Here is a 15,330-nt window from a genome sequence, read left to right as displayed (position 1 = left end):
GCGGTGAACGTCACCCTCCCCACCGCACAGTCCCTGCGCGCGGCGCTGGCCGGGCTGCTCGACGGACTGCCGCCCAAGCAGGCCACGCAGGCCGTCGACCGGCTGATCGCCAGCTACCGCGGGGAGACCCCGACGAACGCCCCGATCCTGCGGGACCGCTCCGACGTCGTCGCCTACGCGGCGTACCGGATGCCCGCCACCTTCGAAGCCGTACGGTCCGCCCTCGACGCCCTCGTCGAGGCCGCGCCCGACTGGACGCCGGCCACCCACACCGACGTCGGCGGCGGCACGGGCGCGGCGAGCTGGGCGGTCGCCGGGGCCTGGGAGGGCCCGGCCACCACCGTCCTGGACTGGGCCGAACCGGCCCTCGCGCTCGGCCGTGAGCTGGCCGAGGCGTCCGGCGTGCCCTCGCTGCGCGACGCGCGCTGGGAGCGGGCCCGGATCGGCGCGGCCCTGGAGCTGGCCCCGGCCGACCTGATCACCGTCAGCTACGTCCTCAAGGAGCTGACGGCCGCCGCCAGGACCGAACTGGTCGACGCGGCCGCGGCAGCCGGGCAGGCCGTGGTGATCGTCGAGCCCGGCACCCCCGACGGCTACGCCCGGATCATCGAGGCCCGCGACCGGCTGATCGCCGCCGGGCTCCGGATCGCGGCCCCCTGCCCGCACAGCGACGCCTGCCCGATCACCCCCGGGGCCGACTGGTGCCACTTCTCGGCCCGGGTCAGCCGCTCGTCGCTGCACCGGCAGGTCAAGGGCGGCTCGCTGAGCCACGAGGACGAGAAGTTCAGTTACGTCGTCGGCACCCGCTTCCCGGCCGCCCCGGCGCCCGCCCGGATCACCCGCAAACCGCAGATCCGCAAGGGCCTGGTCCAGCTGGAGCTGTGCACCCGGGACGAAGGGCTGGCCCGCGCCACGGTGAGCAAGCGCCACGGCGAGCTGTACCGGGCGGCCAGGGACGTCGCCTGGGGCGAACCCTGGCCGCCGGAAGGCGCCGATGGCACCGAAGGCTAGCCGCGCAGCTCCTGCGTACAGCACTTCACGCTGCCGCCGCCCTTGAGCAGCTCGCCCAGGTCCATCGGGATCGGTTCGAAGCCCCGGTCCCGCAGCGGATCGAGCAGCCCGGTCGCCCCCTGCGGCAGCAGCACATGACGCCCGTCGCTCACCGAGTTGAGCCCGAACGCCGCCGCGTCCTCCTCCCGGGCCAGCAGCGCGTCCGGGAACAGCCGGCGCAGCACCGCCCGGCTGCCCGCGGAGAACGCGTCCGGGTAGTACATGATCTCGTCGGCCGCCGCGTCCAGCACACAGAGCGCGGTGTCCAGGTGGTAGTAGCGCGGGTCCACCAGATCGAGGCCGATCACCGGCACCCCGAAGAACTCCTGGGCCTCCATGTGCGACAGCGGGCTGGAGCGGAAGCCGCGCCCGGCCAGCAGGTAGGAGGCGGTGACGGCGAAGTCACCCTCGCCCTCGTTGACGTGCTCCGGCTCATGGACCTCGGCGAAGCCGTTCTCCCGGAACCAGTCCCGGTGGGCCCCGGCCTCCTCGAACCGCTCCCGGTACGCGAACAGCGCGCCGAGCACCCGGCCGTCGATCACCGTGGCGCCGTTGGCGGCGAAGACCATGTCGGGCAGGTCGGGGCGGGGAGTGAGCAGCTCGACGGTGTGGCCGAGGGCGCGGTAGCGGTCGCGCAGGTCCTCCCACTGGGTCTGGGCCAGCGGCAGGTCGACGGGTTTGGACGGGTCCATCCACGGGTTGATGGAGTAGGTGACCCGGAAGTGCGTCGGTGCGCACATCAGGTAGCGACGAGGGGTGGCGTCACGGTTCAACTCGGGCTCCTCGCGATCGGCGGCCGGGGCCGCGGAACGGTGGGATGCGCACGGTCTGTGCGTGAGCCCATGGTGCGCCGTGCGCGCCGGATCCGCAGTGATCCGATCGGGTGGTTCACCGGACGCCGCACAGGACATCATCAGGACGTCACCGGGGTATTGCAAGACGATACGTATCGGCTCGTGCGGGGTAGATTGGCCGCATGGCACCCACCAAGGCCCCCGACTCCAGCCGCCGCAGCGACCGCTCCCGCCGCGCCATCCTCGACGCCGCCCTCGCCCTCGTCACGGAGGTGGGGTACCGGCGTACGACGATCGAGGGTATCGCCGCCCGTGCCGGGGTCGGCAAGCAGACCATCTACCGCTGGTGGCCCTCCAAGGCCGCCGTGCTGATGGACGCCTTCCTGGACCTGGCGGGCCGGTCCGCCGAGGGGGTCGCGGCCGAGTCCGAGTCCGCCGGTGAGCCGGACGAAGGAGAGCAGGCGCCGGGCATCCCCGACACCGGTGACCTGGTCGCCGACCTCAAGCTCGTCCTGCGGGCCACCGTCGACGAGCTGAACGACCCGGTGCTGGAGGCCCCCACCCGCGCGCTGACCGCCGAGGGCATCGTGGACGCCAAGCTCGGCGCCGCATTCGTCCACAAGCTGCTCGACCCGCAGCTCGCGTTGTACGTCACACGGCTGCGGGCCGCCCAGGAGGCCGGGGACGTCCGCGCCGACGTCGATCCCCGGATCGCCCTGGAGCTGCTCATCGGCCCGCTGATGCACCGCTGGCTGCTCCGGACGCTGCCGCTCACCCACGCGTACGCCGACGAGATCGTCGAGTACGCGGTCGGCGGGCTCGCCCCGCGACCGTGACGCCGGACCCGCCGTCGTATCCGATATGTGGCGACATCGGGCGTGATGGTGCTCACTCGGTGCAGTGGTACACGGCCCCGCTGGTGAACTCTGGCCACCCGAACCGCAGGATGGTGCGACCATGGACAGGCAACGCTGAGGTGAACTGCTGAGGTGAGGGGATAGATGGGCGCCGATTCCGGCCGTTTCCGCGGCACAGAGAGCAGGATCTCCCAGTGGCTGCGGCGACGTCCCAAATCATCCGGGGCCGAGACCGACGAGTCGGCCCGGGTGGCGATGCTCGTGGCCGTCGCCGACGCGGGCATGCCGATCGCGCCCGCTGCCCACCCCGTCGGATACCGATGTTCGTGCGAACGCATCGGCTGTCCCACCCCCGCCCGGCATCCCGTCTCCTTCGCCTGGCAGACGCAGTCGACCACCGACCGGGCCCAGATCGAGCGCTGGGCCGCCGGTCAGCCGGAGGCCAACTTCATCACCGCGACCGGCATGATCCACGACGTGCTGGACGTCCCGCTCACCGCCGGCCTCAGCGCCCTGGAGCGTCTTCTCGACGCGGGGATCGACGTCGGCCCGGTCGCGCAGTCCGGCGACGACCGTCTGCTCTTCTTCACCGCCACCCGCGGCACCCCCGAGGACGAGGACGAGTGGTGGCCCTGCGAGCTGGACTGCCACCCCGAGACCTTGGACGCCCACCCGGGCCTGCGCTGGCACTGCCGGGGCAGCTATGTCCTCCTGCCGCCCGCCCGGCTCCCCGGTGAGCTGGACGTCCACTGGGTGCGCGGGCCCGAGCACGAGCTGCCCGACCCGCTGACCCTGCTGGAGACGCTCACCGACGCCTGCGCCCGGTACGCGGGCAGCGCCGAGCAGAGCGAGCTGGACCACGACGCGATCGCCTGGCCGCTGAGCCGCTGAGCCGCTGAGCCGCTGAGCCGCTGAGCAGCGCGGAGGCGCTACTCGCCCTTCGCCGCGATCAGGCCCGGCAGCCGGTTCAGCATCCGCACCTTGCCGCCGGAGCCCGTGTCCGCACCGGAACCGGCCCCAGCGGCCCGCGGCGGTACGTGCACCAGCTGGCTGGAGACGCGCTCCTTGGTGAGGGTGCTGTTCACCTCGCCGGTGAGCAGCGCCTTCACATCCGGGTTGACCTCGGGCCGCAGCCCCTTCGCGGCGACCTGCCGTTCGAAGTGCTTGCTGGTGAAGAAGACCAGCGCCCCGCCGTCCTCGGTGCGCAGCCCCAGCGGTGCGAACGTGCTGCCCGTGAGCGGCTGGTCGATGTACTGGTACGAAAACCCCGCCCGCCGTGTGGTGCGGCGCGTCTCGCGCCAGCCGGAGGTCGACGTGGAAGGGGTGAACACGTCCGGGGAGCCGTTCTGCAGATAGCCCGTGTACGAGGCGCTCAGGTCCGCCGGTGCCACGGCCAGCTCGTCGTCCTGCGGCTTCACCGGGGTCGCGAGCCCGTCCCCGTCCAGGGCGAACTCCGGCACCTGGGAGGCCGGGAGAACCCCGAGGTAGGCCGCCTTCCACAGCGCGTCGGGGCCCGTCCGCACGAACACCACCAGCCAGCGGGTGTCCAGCTTTCCGCCGTCCTGGTCCCGGTTCGAGTCGGTGTCCGCGAGGAACCAGCGGGGCCAGCCCGCCTTCTTGGGGATGACGTACGTCGCGTCGTCCAGCACCAACGGCTTGTGCGCCTTGTTCCCGTCGGGGTTGTACGTCTGCCGGGCCTTCAACCCGGCCTGATTGATCGCGCCGAGCGAACCCGTCACCCGGTCCGCGTCCAGCGCCGGATCGAACGCCTTGTCCGCCGCGTTGTAGGCGTCGGTGAAGTCCTTGAGCGCCTGGGCGGCCTCGGACTTCTTCGCCCCCGGCAGCACTTCCAGCTCCCCGTGCACCGTCACACAGCCGGTCGCCGTCACGCACAGCACCGTCGCCGTCGCGAGCCCCGCCGTCAGCCGACCCAGCCCAGGGTGTCTCGTCATCCGTTGCTCTGCGCCTTCTGCATCCGTCGCCCGCACTGACCGTCGAAACCCTACCGGGGCCGCGACGGGCGTGCGGGCGCGGACCGGATACAGCGTCCACACCGTGACCTGCCGGCCGGACACCCCCTGGAACCGCCTCAGTTCTGACGTACCGGCACGATCAGCGGTGTGCCCGTACGCGGATGGGGGAAGACCTCCACCGGCTGCCGGTAGACCTCGCCGAGCAGTTCGCCGCTGAACACCGTCTCCGGCGGGCCCAGTTCCGCGATCCGCCCGTCGTGCAGCACGGCGGCCCGGTCCGCGTACGCCGCGGCGAGACCCAGATCGTGCAGGACGACGACCACCGCGTCCCCGGCGGCGGCCCGCTCCCGGCAGATCCGCAGCACCAGCTCCTGGTGGCGCAGGTCCAGGGCGGCGGTCGGCTCGTCGAGCAGCATCAGAGGGGCCCGCTGCGCCAGCACCCGGGCCAGCGCCACCCGCGCCTTCTCCCCGCCCGACAGCGCCGAGAACGGGCGGGCCGCGAACCGGGTCACCTCGGTCGCCGCCATCGCCGCGGCCACCGCCGCGTCGTCCTCGTCCTCCCGCTCCGTACCCGCCCAGGGCGCCCGCCCCATCCGTACGACGTCCTCCACCGGGAACGGGAAGGACAGCACGGCCGACTGCGGCAGCACCGAGCGGCGCAGCGCCAGTTCGGGCGCGGACCACGCGGCGGCCGGGCGGCCGTCGATCCGCACCTCGCCGCCCGCGGGGGCCAGATCGGCGGCGAGCGCGGCCAGCAGCGTCGACTTGCCGGCCCCGTTCGGCCCGACCAGGGCGACCACCTCCCCGGCGTGCGCGGTCAGGTCGACGGAGTCCAGCACCTGCCGCTGCCCGAGGCGGACCGAGAGCCCGGCGGCCTCGACGGCGGGGGAGCCGGGCGCGACGGGCGAGGGCAGCTCCCGGGTGCGTACCGCGAACAGATCTCTCAGCGTCCTCATGCCCAACCACCTTGCTTACGACGGGTCCTGCGCAGCAGCCAGAAGAAGAACGGGCTGCCGAAGAGCGCGGTCAGCACCCCGAGCGGCAGTTCGGCCGGGGCCGCCACCGTCCGGGCCGCGAGGTCGCCCGCCACCAGGACCAGGGCGCCGCCGAGCGCGCTGCCCGGGACGAGGAAGCGGTGACCGGGGCCGTTCGCCATCCGCAGCAGATGCGGGACGAGCAGCCCGACGAAGGAGATGATCCCGGCCACGGCGACCGCGGCGGCCGTCAGCAGCGCCACCACCAGCACCAGCACGATCCGCAGCCGCTCCACGTCCACGCCCAGGTGCCGGGCGGGCCGTTCGCCGAGGGCCAGCAGGTCCAGCTTGCGGGAGTAGAACGGGGCGATGAGCAGCCCGGCCAGCGCGCACGGCAGCACGGCCAGCACCTTGGGCCAGGTCGCCTGGGAGAGCGAACCGAGCTGCCAGAAGGTGATCTGGGTGATCTGAGCGTTGTCCGCGAAGAAGATGAAGAGCCCGATCAGCGCGCCCGCGAAGGCGTTGACGGCGATACCGGTGAGGATCAGCGTGACCACTTCGGTCCGGCCGCCGGAGCGGGACAGCGCGTAGACGAGCAGCACGGTGGCCAGTCCCGCGATGAACGCGAAGACGGTGATGGTCCAGTTGCCGAAGAAGGTCAGGCCGAGCGCGATCGAGGCGACCGCGCCGACCGCCGCGCCCGCCGAGATCCCGATCACGCCGGGTTCGGCGAGCGGATTGCCGAACACGCCCTGCATCAGGGCGCCCGCGCAGCCGAGCGACGCGCCGACGAGCACAGCGAGGGCGACCCGGGGGAGCCGCACGTTCCACAGGACGCTCTCGCCGACCCGGTCCAGTGCCTGCCCGCCGAGCCCGATCCGGTGCTGCACGGAGGACAGGACGTCCCCGAGCGGGATGTTGTACGCGCCGATCGCCGCCGACAGCAGACATCCGGCGAGCAGGGCGAGGGAGAGCCCGACGGTGAGCAGATACGCCGTGCTGCGCGAGGACTTGGGGGCGGCTTTCGCCACCGGCCCGTCCGGGGACTTCTCCACGGACCCGGTGCGTTCCTCGTACGAGGTGGTCACTGGCCCTTTCCGCCCTTCGCGTACAGCTGCTCGACAATCTCGGTGAGCACCCGGTCGGTGCGCGGCCCGTAGTTCAGCAGCACGCCGTCGTCGACCGTGACGACCCGGCGGTCCATCCCGGCCGGGGTCTCCGCGATGCCCGGGATCTTCACCAGACCGTCCATGCCGCCGACCGACTCGAACCCCTTGGTCATCAGCAGGATCGCGTCCGGGGCGGCCTTGGCGAGGGCCTCGCTGGTGATGGCGGTGAAGTCCTTGTCCAGACCGGACTCCTTCCCGGCGTCGACCGCGCCCGCCGCCTCCAGCAGCGAACTGGCCCCGGACTCCGCGCCGCCCAGCAGATAGACGGAGGCCGAGCCGCGCAGATAGAGGAAGGCGACCCGGGGCTTCTTGCCGTCGGTGCGGTCCGGGATGGACTTCTGGACGTCGGCGATCCGCTTCTCGGTGCGCTCCTTGAGCTCCGTGCCGGCCGACGGTACGCCGAGGGCCTCGGCGACGGTGTCGATCCGGCGGCCCACGTCGGACAGTCCCTTGGCGGGTTCGACGACCAGCAGCGGGATGCCCGCGTCCCGGATCTGGTCGATGGCCTCGGACGGTCCCGTGGTGGTGTCGGCCAGCACGATCGTCGGCTTCAGGGAGAGGACGCTCTCCGCCGAGACGTCGTGGGCCCGGGTCACCACCGGGAGCTTTTCCGCCTGTTCGAAGGTGGCGGTGATGTCCCGGGCGACGACCTGCTTGCCGAAGCCGAGGGTGAAGACGATCTCGCTCAGCGACCCCGTCAGCGGCACGATCCGGTCGGTGGAGTCGATCGTGACCTTCTTGCCGTCCGCCGAGTCGACCGTCACCGGCAGCTTCGGCGCGGGCGCACCGGCCAGCGGCTCGACCCGGTCCGCGTCGGCGGAGCTCTTCGCGGACGCGGACTTCGGCGCCGCGTCGCTCCCGCCGCCGCAGCCGGTCAGGACCACGGCGAAGGCGACGGCGGCGGTGAGCGCGGCGGCAGCCCTGCCCCGGGCCGGGCGACGGCGGGCCGCCGTCGCGGCGTCCGGGCCCGTCGGGGCGAAGTCCTGCGAGATGCGCACTGGGGCACCGTCCTGTCGTTCTGCGGCGTGCGGTCGGCCGTTCGCCGTACCGGCGTGACCGGAAGGGGTTCCGGCCCGGGCTGGGAATACCTTAGGTTAGCCTTACCTGTGTATCCAGTCCTCGGAGGGTCCGTCATGCCGTCGTCCAGATCCAGCCGCGCGCTCGCCGTCGCGCTCCTCGCGGTACTGCTGGGGGCCCTTCTCCCCGCCGCCACCGCGCAAGCGGCAAGCCGCACGGTGCAGGGCGGACGGCTGGACTGGGGCATCAAGGCCTCCTTCCAGAGCTATGTCACCGGTCCCATCGCGAACGGCAGTTGGAGCCTGACCGGCGGCGCGGCCACGGTCGGCGGCAGCCAGTTCCGCTTCCACTCGGCGACCGGCTCCTACGACCCGGACTCCGGCGCGTTCAGCTCCGGCTTCTCCGGCGGTGTGCACTTCACCGGCCACAAGAAGGCCGACGGCGGCAACGAGCTGGACCTCACGATCAGCCGCCCCACGATCCGCATCAGCGGCGGCAGCGGCGTGCTCCACGCGGACATGGTCAGCAAGGAGCGGGGGACCGGCAAGGTCTCCAACCGCTCCCAGGTGCCCCTGGCCGAGCTCGGTCTCGGCGGGATCGACATGAAGGGCGGTTCCACCCCCATCGCCCTCACCAACGTCCCCACCACGCTGACCGCCGAGGGTGCCTCCGCCTTCGCCGGCTACTACACCGAGGGCACCCCGCTCGACCCGGTCAGCCTCTCCGTCGACACCAAGGGCGCCGCCGCCCAGCCGAAGCCGTCCGCCCCGGACGAGAAGAAGGACGAGGGCGAGAAGAAGGACAAGGCGCAGAAGGAGAAGGCGGGCCGCTTCGAGGACGCCGCCGTCGACTGGGGCGTACGCCGCACCTTCCGCGAGTACGTCACCGGCTCCATCGGCCAGGGCAAGTGGACGCTCGCCGACGGCGCCCAGGACGGCGGGGCCCTGTTCCGCTTCCCGCGGGGCAAGGGGACGTACGACGCGAAGAAGGAGACGCTGGACGCGGAGTTCAGCGGCAGCGTCCGCTTCACCGGCGCCCATGACCTCGACCTGAAGTTCGCCGCCGTCACCGTCGCCGTCACCAAGGGCGAGGGCACCCTGTCGGCCGACGTCACCAGCGAGGGCAACACCACGAAGAACGTCCCGATCGTCACCTTCGAGGCCGAGGACTTCGCCCCGAAGGACGGCCTCGCCGCCCTCACCGAAGCTCCCGCCGCCCTCACCGCCGAAGGCTCCAAGGCGTTCGGTTCGATGTACAAGGCGGGCACCGCGATGGACCCGGTCTCGCTCGCCGTGACCGTCGACGAGAAGGCCCAGCTGCCCGCGCTGCCCGACCTCGGCAGCGAGCCGACCGCGGCCGCCGAGCCCACGAAGAAGGCCGCCGAGAAGCCCTCCGCCGCACCGGCGGCCGCCTCCTCCGACTCCGGCCCGGGCGCCGGCACCTGGGCGGCCATCGGTGGCGGTGCGCTGCTCCTCCTCGGCGCCGTGGCGGCGTTCTTCGCCCTGCGCCGCCGGTCCGCGCGGCCGGCCCCCGAGGCCGCCGACGCCTCCGCGGCCCCCGACTCCTCGCAGACTTTCTGACCCCGGCATCCCCCCCATGCGTGCCTTATGGATCCTCACCCCCTCCCCCCGCGCTTCTCTTCCCCCTCCCTCTTCGCTAGGAGACCCACCGACATGGCAGCAACCCGCCGCCCCATAGCCCTTGCCGCGGCCGTCGCCACGGCCGCCGTCCTGGGCGCGACCTTCTCCCTCCCCGCACTCGCCGCCGACAACTCCGAGGCCGCCCCGCCCGCCGCCGCCCCGAAGCTGGAGCTGGTGGACGGAACCCTGGACTGGGGCATCAAGGAGAAGTTCCGCGACTACGTGGTCGGCCCGATCGCGCAGGGCAAGATCACCCTCGCGGACGGCGCCAAGCAGGCCGCGGACAACGGGGTGTTCACCTTCGTCGACGGCAAGGGCTCCTACGACACCGGGACGCACGCCTCCGACACCGCGTTCAAGGGCGGCGTCCGGTTCGAGGGCCACCACGGGGTGCTCGACGTCCAGGTGAGCGACGTCAAGGTCACCACGGGCCGGGAGACCGGCACGATCACCGCCGACTTCACCAGCAAGAAGATGGACGGCACCGTCGTCAGCAAGAACGACGCGCCCATCGCCGATCTGGACATGACCAAGGCCAAGCGGGGCGGCGGCGCGGGCGGCGCGATGGTCTTCGCCGACATCCCCGCCAAGCTGACCGCCGACGGCTCCGACGCATTCGGCGGCATGTACCCGGTGGGCACCGAGCTCGACCCGGCGACGCTGTCCGTGAAGACCCCGTCGACACCCCCCACGGACAAGCCCACCGATAAGCCCACCGATAAGCCCACGGACAAGCCCACGGACAAGCCCACCGACAAGCCGACGGGCAAGCCCACCGAGAAGCCCAGCACCGAGCCCGCCCCGACCGCCTCCGAGACCGCCGCGCCCGTCAGCGGCCCGGTCGTCGACGGCAATCTCGACTGGGGCGTCAGGGAGAAGTTCCGCGACTACGTGGTCGGCCCGATCGCGCACGGCAAGATCGTGACGAGCGGCGGCGCGTCCGACAACGGCGACAGCTACCGCTTCACCAAGGCCACCGGCCGCCTCGACGCCGACAAGAACACCCTCGACGCCGCGTTCCAGGGCAAGGTGCGCTTCCTCGGCCACGAGACCAAGGGCGCGTACGTCCTCGACCTGTCCCTCAGCAACCTGAAGGTCGACATCGAGGGCACCTCCGGCACGCTCCTCGCCGACGTCTCCACCAAGGACCAGCAGACCGGCAAGGTCAGCAAGTTCACCGGCCTGTCCTTCGCCGACCTGAAGGTGCCCGCCGGCGCGCTCGCCGCCAAGGGCGGCATCGTGAACCTCCGAGACGTCCCGGCGACGCTCACCACCGACGGCGCCAAGGCGTTCGGCGGCTTCTACAAGAAGGGCGAGGCGCTCGACGCACTGAACGTCGCGGTCTCCGTCGACAAGGACGCCCAGCTCCCGGGCGGCTCCACCGGCGGCTCCGGCTCCACCGGCGGCTCCGGCTCCACCGGCGGTTCGGGCTCCACCGGCGGTTCCACGGCGGGCGGTTCGACCACCGGCGGCGGCACGGTCGGCGGCGGCTCCACCGGCGGTTCGGTCGGCGGCTCCGGCTCCCTGGCGGCCACCGGCTCCGACGTCCCGACCGGCGCCCTGATCGCCGCGTCCGGCGTGGTCGTGGCGGCCGGCGCCGGTATCGTGATCGCGGCGCGCCGCCGCCGCGACACCACCGCCTGATCCTCCCGCACATCCCCGGGGCCGTACCGGCGGCAGCAGTGCTCGCCGGTACGGCCGCGCGGTCATGCCCGCTCGCTTCCCGCGCCCGTGCCCGGCAGTGCTTGAATGCCCTGGTGAACGACTACGACGTACCCCGGGGCATCGACGTCCTACGGGTGTTCTGCGGACCCGACGGCCGGTACGGCAACGCCCTCGGCGTCGTACGCGACGGAAGCGGCCACCCCGACGAGGCCTCCCGGCAGCGGCTGACCCGGCAACTGGGCTTCAGCGAGACCGTGTTCGTCGACGACCCGGAGCGCGGCCGGGTGGACATCCACACCCCGGGGCTCCGGCTGCCGTTCGCCGGACACCCGCTGGTCGGCGCGGCCTGGCTGCTCGACCTGGAGATCCTGGAACTGGCCGTCGGGGACGTGTTCGCGCGCCAGGACGGCGAGTTCACCTGGATCACCGCCCGCCCGGAGTGGGCCCCGCCGCGCACGCTCCAGCAGTACGCGAGCGCCGCCGAGATCGAGGCGCTGCCGGGACCGCCGCCCGGCGAGGGCTGGCTCTACGCCTGGGCCTGGGAGGACGAGGCGGCCGGACGGGTCCGGGCGCGGGCCTTCCCGAGGCGGGGAGAGGAGTCGGGGATCGTCGAGGACGAGGCGACGGGGGCCGCGGCCATGCTGCTGAGCGCGCACCTCGGCCGGGCCCTGAACATCGCACAAGGACGCGGCTCCCAGATCCTCACCGCACCCGCGCCGGACGGCACGGTGGAGGTCGGGGGCCGCGTCCTGATGGCCGCCCGGGGCTGAACCCGGGCGGCGGCGAACCGTGGACGAGTGACTAGGCGCTGAGCGGGAAGACCTCGCCCAGCTCGCGGAAGACCGCGGTGTTCAGCGCGAAGGCGCGCTTGCACTCCTCGATGATGCGCTGCTTCTCCAGGTCGTCCGCGTTCACGCCGTCCAGCAGCTCGCGGTAACCCCGCTTGAAAGCGGCCGGGTTGGTGATCTGCTCGAAGACGTAGAAGCGGACGCCGTCGCCCTTGCGCTCGAAGCCCCAGGTCTTCTCCGCCTTGTCGCGGATGATCTGACCGCCCGACAGGTCGCCCAGGTAGCGCGTGTAGTGGTGGGCGATGTAGCCGGCGGGCCAGGTACGCGCGCACTCCGCGACCCGGGCCGCGTACGCCGCGGTGGCGGGCAGCGGCTCAAGACCCTCGCGCCAGTTCTCCCCGCGCAGATGGGCGAGGTCGCGCTCCAGCTCGGTGGAGCGCATCAGCTCGGACTGTATGAAGGGGCCCGCGACCGGGTCGTTCCGCAGGGCCTCCGCGGCCTCCTCCAGCGCCCGGTACACGAACCACAGCTGCTCGGTGTAGCGCGTGTACGCGTCCACTCCCAGCCGCCCGCCGAGGAGGTCACTCATGAAGGTCGAGGTCTCGGCCTCGGTGTGCTGCTCGTGCGACGCGGTGCGGATGAGCGTCGAGAAGGGAGTGACGGTGGCGGTTGCGTCCAAGGCGGGCCTCCGGGGACCGAGGGGACGGGAAGTCCAGAAACAGACGGAAATATCGACAGGCGGCCGCCGCGACGGTGCGGCGGCGCTTGCCGGTACGCCGATCCTCCTACTTAGGTTTACCTAAGTCAACTGGTTCCCGACTGCTTGTCGGTAAAAAACTACGCCACGAGGGGGCGGAAGGCCCGATATCGGACAGTTCGGGGTGATTGCGGATCGGGTGATTACGGGAGGGTGAGGATCTCCGCTCCGGTCTCGGTGACGACCAGCGTGTGCTCGAACTGGGCCGTTCGCTTCCGGTCCTTCGTCACCACGGTCCAGCCGTCCTCCCACATGTCGTACTCGTGGGTGCCGAGCGTCAGCATCGGTTCGATGGTGAACGTCATGCCCGGCTGCATCACCGTGGTGGCGTGCGGGCTGTCGTAGTGCGGGATGATCAGACCGGAGTGGAACGAGGTGTTGATCCCGTGCCCGGTGAAGTCGCGGACGACCCCGTAGCCGAACCGCTTGGCGTACGACTCGATGACCCGGCCGATGACGTTGATCTGCCGGCCCGGCTTGACCGCCTTGATGGCCCGGTTCAGCGACTCCCGGGTGCGCTCGACCAGCAGCCGCGACTCCTCGTCCACGTCGCCGCAGAGGTAGGTGGCGTTGTTGTCGCCGTGCACCCCGTTGATGTACGCGGTGACGTCCAGGTTCACGATGTCGCCGTCGCGCAGCACGGTGGAGTCGGGGATGCCGTGGCAGATGACCTCGTTCAGCGAGGTGCACAGCGACTTCGGGAAGCCCCGGTAGCCGAGGGTCGAGGGGTACGCGCCGTGGTCGACCATGAAGTCGTGGGCGACCTTGTCGAGCTGGTCCGTGGTGACGCCCGGGGCGATGTGCTTGGCGGCCTCCTCCATCGCCTGCGCGGCGATACGGCCCGCGATGCGCATCCGCTCGACGGTGTCGGTGTCCTGGACCTCCGGGCCGGTGTACGGCGTCGGAGCCGGCTTCCCCACGTACTCGGGGCGCCGGATGTTTCCGGGGACGGAACGGACGGGAGTGATCTCCCCTGGTACGAGAAGCGACTGGCCAGACATGTCAGCGAGTCTAACCAGCGGCCTCGGGGGCACCATGGCGACAAGGAAAGGAGCAGTCGATGGCTCTGTTCAAGAAGCGCACGGTCGGCAAGCCGGGCGAGTGGTACTACTGCCTGGAGCACAAGAAGGTCGAGGAGGGCCCGGAGTGCCCGGCGCTGAACCGTTTCGGCCCCTACACCTCCCGCGAGGCGGCCCAGCACGCGATGGACACAGCGCGCGACCGCAACCTGGAATGGGACACGGACCCGAAGTGGCACGACGAGGACAAGGGCGACCGATCAAGCCCGTCCGGGGGTAACCCCAGCCCGTCCGGCGATTGAGGACATCTTTCAGCCCCTCCGGCGTTTGAGGAGCGGGGCGCGGGGCGGAGCCCCGGACCGGGTCACCCCTCCACCCGGGCCTCCCGCCTCCGCACCGCATCCTCATCCGTCTCCGAGTCGTACCGCACCAACTTCGGCAACGCGGCCGTCAACAGCACCACCGACGCCACGCACGCCACCCCGCCCGTCCAGATCGCCGACCGGGTCCCGGTCCAGCCGGCCATCGCCCCGGCCCGCACCTGCCCCAGCTGCGGCCCGACGCTGTACGACAGCACCTCGATGCCCGCCAGCCGCCCCCGCAGCTCCTCCGGGATCGTCTGGTTCCAGATCGTCGAGCGCCCCAGCCCGCTCAGCATGTCGCCCGCCCCCGCCACCGCCAGGCAGATCAGCACCACCCACACGCTGGAGAACCAGCCCGCCGCCGCGATCGCCAGACCCCACGCCGCCGCGCCGAACACCACGAACAGCCCGTGCCTGCGCACCCGGCTCGTCCAGCCGCTGGTCAGCCCCAGCACCAGCGAACCGACCGAGCCCGCCGCGTACATCAGCCCCAGCGACCACTCGGCGTCCAGCTCGTCCGCCAGGAACGGGAAGATCGTGTTCGGGAAGGCGAAGAACATCGCCGCCAGGTCGATCGCGTACGTCCCCAGCAGCACCGGCCGACTCCAGGCGTACCGCGCGCCCTCCACGATCCCGCGCAGCGACGGCTTCGCCGCCTCCTTGGCGGGCGGTGCGGGCGAGAGCCGCAGACAGAGCACGACGGAGACGGCGAACGTGCACACCGTCACCGCGTACGCCGTGCCGTGACCGGCGTACGCCACCACCAGACCGGCCAGCGCCGGGCCCGCGATCGCCCCGATCTGCCAGCGCAGCGAGTTCAGCGCGGCCGCCGCCGTCTGCTGGGCGTGCGGCACGATCCGGGCCATCAGGGAGTCCAGCGCGGGCCGCTGGAGCCCGGCGAGCGCGGAGACCCCGCCGGCCACCACGTACAGCGGCCACAGCAGCGGCTCCGGGAGCAGGGCGTTGACCAGCAGGATCGCGGCGAGCACCCCGAGCCCCGCCTCGGTGAGCAGGATGACCCGGCGGCGGTCCACCGAGTCCGCGAGCGCCCCGCCGTACAGCCCGAAGACCACCAGCGGCACCAGCTCCACCGCGCCCATCGCCCCGACCGCGAGCGGGGAGCCCGTGAGGTCCTTGATCTGGAGCGGCAGGGCGATGAGCGCCATGAAGCTGCCGAAGTACGTGATCAGGCCCTGCACCCACAGCAGCCGGAAGTCCGGCGAGGAACGCCACGGCGCGAGATCGGGCAGCAGGGCGCGCAACCG

The 15,330-nt window shown here is 72.0% G+C and carries 15 protein-coding genes; 7 read left to right on the top strand and 8 right to left on the bottom strand.

The genetic code is table 11. The features are described 5' to 3' along the window. The first annotated feature begins 3 nt into the window (after positions 1-3). Positions 4-1,011, top strand: a complete 1,008-nt coding sequence (locus IE134_RS10220; RefSeq protein WP_030707822.1) for a small ribosomal subunit Rsm22 family protein — start codon at positions 4-6, stop codon at positions 1,009-1,011. Here the strand turns inward: IE134_RS10220 and ddaH are convergent. Beyond that, entirely contained in the window at positions 1,008-1,925 is a 918-nt protein-coding gene (gene ddaH / locus IE134_RS10215) for a dimethylargininase (protein ID WP_373296743.1), read from the bottom strand. The two genes, IE134_RS10220 and ddaH, sit on opposite strands and share 4 nt — an antisense overlap. Positions 1,926-2,026: 101 nt before the next feature. On the opposite strand from ddaH, the gene IE134_RS10210 reads away from it, so the two are divergent. Together IE134_RS10210 and IE134_RS10205 are read left to right on the top strand one after the other, a co-directional pair. After that, entirely contained in the window at positions 2,027-2,680 is a 654-nt protein-coding gene (locus tag IE134_RS10210) for a TetR/AcrR family transcriptional regulator (protein WP_030707819.1), read from the top strand. A 165-nt stretch (positions 2,681-2,845) separates the two neighbouring features. Then, positions 2,846-3,592 (top strand): bifunctional DNA primase/polymerase, encoded by a 747-nt coding sequence (locus IE134_RS10205; RefSeq protein ID WP_030707818.1) that lies wholly within the window; start codon positions 2,846-2,848, stop codon positions 3,590-3,592. Between the two features lie 38 nt (positions 3,593-3,630). On the opposite strand, the gene IE134_RS10200 is transcribed toward IE134_RS10205, so the two are convergent. From IE134_RS10200 to IE134_RS10185, 4 genes are all read right to left on the bottom strand, one after another. Continuing rightward, positions 3,631-4,653, bottom strand: coding sequence for an SCO2278 family lipoprotein (locus tag IE134_RS10200; RefSeq protein WP_098020106.1), 1,023 nt, complete (start codon positions 4,651-4,653; stop codon positions 3,631-3,633). 137 nt (positions 4,654-4,790) lie between these two features. Further along, positions 4,791-5,630: a heme ABC transporter ATP-binding protein gene (locus IE134_RS10195; RefSeq protein ID WP_030707816.1), complete on the bottom strand. Its 840-nt coding sequence runs from the start codon at positions 5,628-5,630 to the stop codon at positions 4,791-4,793. Further along, positions 5,627-6,736 (bottom strand): FecCD family ABC transporter permease, encoded by a 1,110-nt coding sequence (locus IE134_RS10190; RefSeq protein ID WP_032784736.1) that lies wholly within the window; start codon positions 6,734-6,736, stop codon positions 5,627-5,629. Before IE134_RS10190 ends, IE134_RS10195 begins: the two co-directional genes overlap by 4 nt. Then, positions 6,733-7,815 (bottom strand): heme/hemin ABC transporter substrate-binding protein, encoded by a 1,083-nt coding sequence (locus IE134_RS10185; RefSeq protein ID WP_126931315.1) that lies wholly within the window; start codon positions 7,813-7,815, stop codon positions 6,733-6,735. Before IE134_RS10185 ends, IE134_RS10190 begins: the two co-directional genes overlap by 4 nt. A gap of 135 nt (positions 7,816-7,950) precedes the next feature. Between IE134_RS10185 and IE134_RS10180 the strand changes: the two genes are divergently transcribed. The 3 genes from IE134_RS10180 (at position 7,951) to IE134_RS10170 (ending at position 11,909) form a co-directional block, all read left to right on the top strand. Further along, complete coding sequence (locus IE134_RS10180; protein ID WP_189430267.1) at positions 7,951-9,414, top strand: HtaA domain-containing protein; 1,464 nt, start codon at positions 7,951-7,953, stop codon at positions 9,412-9,414. A gap of 93 nt (positions 9,415-9,507) precedes the next feature. Continuing rightward, positions 9,508-11,118: an HtaA domain-containing protein gene (locus IE134_RS10175; RefSeq protein ID WP_189430265.1), complete on the top strand. Its 1,611-nt coding sequence runs from the start codon at positions 9,508-9,510 to the stop codon at positions 11,116-11,118. Positions 11,119-11,231: 113 nt separating this feature from the next. Continuing rightward, the gene (locus tag IE134_RS10170; protein ID WP_030707807.1) at positions 11,232-11,909 is read left to right on the top strand and encodes a PhzF family phenazine biosynthesis protein; all 678 of its coding nucleotides are present in this window, start codon (positions 11,232-11,234) and stop codon (positions 11,907-11,909) included. Between the two features lie 31 nt (positions 11,910-11,940). Here the strand turns inward: IE134_RS10170 and IE134_RS10165 are convergent, their stop codons facing one another. Together IE134_RS10165 and map are read right to left on the bottom strand one after the other, a co-directional pair. Continuing rightward, positions 11,941-12,606 carry a biliverdin-producing heme oxygenase gene (locus IE134_RS10165; RefSeq protein WP_030707805.1) on the bottom strand — a complete coding sequence of 222 codons (666 nt, stop codon included), beginning with the start codon at positions 12,604-12,606 and terminating at the stop codon, positions 11,941-11,943. 221 nt (positions 12,607-12,827) lie between these two features. Then, entirely contained in the window at positions 12,828-13,685 is an 858-nt protein-coding gene (gene map, locus IE134_RS10160; protein ID WP_010057648.1) for a type I methionyl aminopeptidase, read from the bottom strand. A 59-nt stretch (positions 13,686-13,744) separates the two neighbouring features. Here map and IE134_RS10155 point away from each other — a divergent pair, with 59 nt between their 5' ends. Next, complete coding sequence (locus IE134_RS10155; RefSeq protein ID WP_010057650.1) at positions 13,745-14,005, top strand: hypothetical protein; 261 nt, start codon at positions 13,745-13,747, stop codon at positions 14,003-14,005. A gap of 62 nt (positions 14,006-14,067) precedes the next feature. Here IE134_RS10155 and IE134_RS10150 read toward each other — a convergent pair whose 3' ends face one another. After that, the gene (locus tag IE134_RS10150) at positions 14,068-15,327 is read right to left on the bottom strand and encodes an MFS transporter (protein WP_032767745.1); all 1,260 of its coding nucleotides are present in this window, start codon (positions 15,325-15,327) and stop codon (positions 14,068-14,070) included. Positions 15,328-15,330: the final 3 nt, after the last annotated feature.

The organism is Streptomyces rubiginosohelvolus (assembly GCF_014649875.1).
GTDB lineage: Bacteria > Actinomycetota > Actinomycetes > Streptomycetales > Streptomycetaceae > Streptomyces > Streptomyces rubiginosohelvolus.
Note: the sequence above shows the minus strand (reverse complement) of the source record. Positions and strands in the feature narration are given on the sequence as shown.